This is a genomic window from Ancylobacter sp. VNQ12, assembly GCF_049445835.1.
Taxonomy (GTDB): Bacteria; Pseudomonadota; Alphaproteobacteria; order Rhizobiales; family Xanthobacteraceae; genus Ancylobacter.
In genome coordinates, this window is sequence record NZ_JBMSDU010000066.1 from 1 (window position 1) to 1,515 (window position 1,515).

The 1,515-nt window shown below is 60.9% G+C and carries 1 protein-coding gene; it reads left to right on the forward strand.

The features are described from left to right. The first annotated feature begins 87 nt into the window (after positions 1-87). Positions 88-1,439 (forward strand): IS3 family transposase gene (locus tag ACO2RV_RS25100; RefSeq protein ID WP_423296919.1). Its coding sequence is split into 2 segments (ribosomal slippage): positions 88-424 and positions 424-1,439, totalling 1,353 coding nucleotides; the frame shifts between segments, so codons are not numbered across the junction. Positions 1,440-1,515: the final 76 nt, after the last annotated feature.

Genomic DNA, 1,515 nt, shown 5'->3' on the forward strand with positions numbered 1-1,515 from the left:
CTGTCCGGCGTCAGCACTGATGGGACCAAATCGGCTTAACTGAGAACGGAGGATTTCTGGTTCATCGTAGCCTTCAAAGGAGCGAAGATGAGACAGAAATCCGGAACCGGGAAAGCGCCGGCAGAGCAGGTCATCAAAGACATCCGCCGCGCAGCCCGCAAGCAATATTCGGCCGAGGAGAAGATCCGCATCGTGCTGGAGGGCTTGCGCGGCGAAGAGTCGATCGCGGCGCTGTGCCGGCGCGAGGGGATCGCGGAGAGCCTTTATTACACCTGGTCGAAGGAATTCCTGGAAGCCGGCAAGAAGCGGCTTGCCGGGGATACGGCGCGCGCCGCCACCAGCGACGAGGTGAAGGTTCTGCGCAAGGAGGCGCGCGATCTCAAGGAGGTCGTCGCCGAGCAGGCGCTGGAACTGCGGATTCTTAAAAAAAGCATGATTGCGGATGGGGGCGACGACGAATGAGATACCCCGCATCCGAGAAGCTGGAGATCATTCGGCTCGTCGAGCAGTCGCATCTGTCGGCGCGGCGCACGCTGCAAAAACTCGGTATTCCGCGCTCGACCTTCAATCGCTGGTATGACCGTTTCCTGGCCGGCGGTGTCGATGCGCTGGAGGATCGCAGGCCCCGGCCGAACCGGGTCTGGAACCGCATCCCCGAGGAGAAACGCGATCAGATCATTGAGCTGGCGTTGAACGAGCCGGAGCTGTCGCCACGGGAACTGGCGGTCACCTTCACCGACACGAGGGGCTATTTCGTCTCGGAATCCTCAGTCTATCGCCTGCTCAAGGCCCACGACCTGATCACCAGCCCCGCCTTCATCGTCATCAAGGCCGCCGATGAGTTCCACGACAAGACGACGGCGCCCAACCAGTTGTGGCAGACCGACTTTACCTACTTGAAGGTGATCGGCTGGGGCTGGTTCTATCTGTCGACCGTGCTCGACGACTTCTCTCGCTACATCATCGCCTGGAAGCTGTGCACCACGATGAAGGCCGAGGACGTCACCGACACGCTGACCATCGCGCTGCAGGCTTCTGGCTGCGACAGCGCCAAGGTGGTGCAGCGGCCGCGGCTGTTGTCCGACAACGGCCCCTCCTACGTCTCTTCCGACCTGGCCGCGTGGCTATCCGACAAGGGCATGGAACATACGCGCGGGGCGCCCTGCCATCCTCAGACCCAAGGCAAGATCGAGCGATGGCACCAGACGTTGAAGAACCGCATCCTGCTCGAAAACTACTTCCTGCCGGGTGATCTCGAGCAGCAGGTCGCGGCGTTCGTCGATCACTACAACCACCGCCGCTACCACGAGAGCCTCGACAATCTCACACCTGCCGACGTCTACTTCGGGCGCGGCGATATCATCACGCTGGAAAGGGAAAGGATCAAACGCGAAACCATCAAACAGCGTCGCTTGCTTCATCGAGATGCAGCGGCCTAATGTGACAAACCTGATGGACCAGAGCCTCCGTTAGCTCACGCCGCCGGTTGTCCCAAAAACCCTGACGACGGACAGG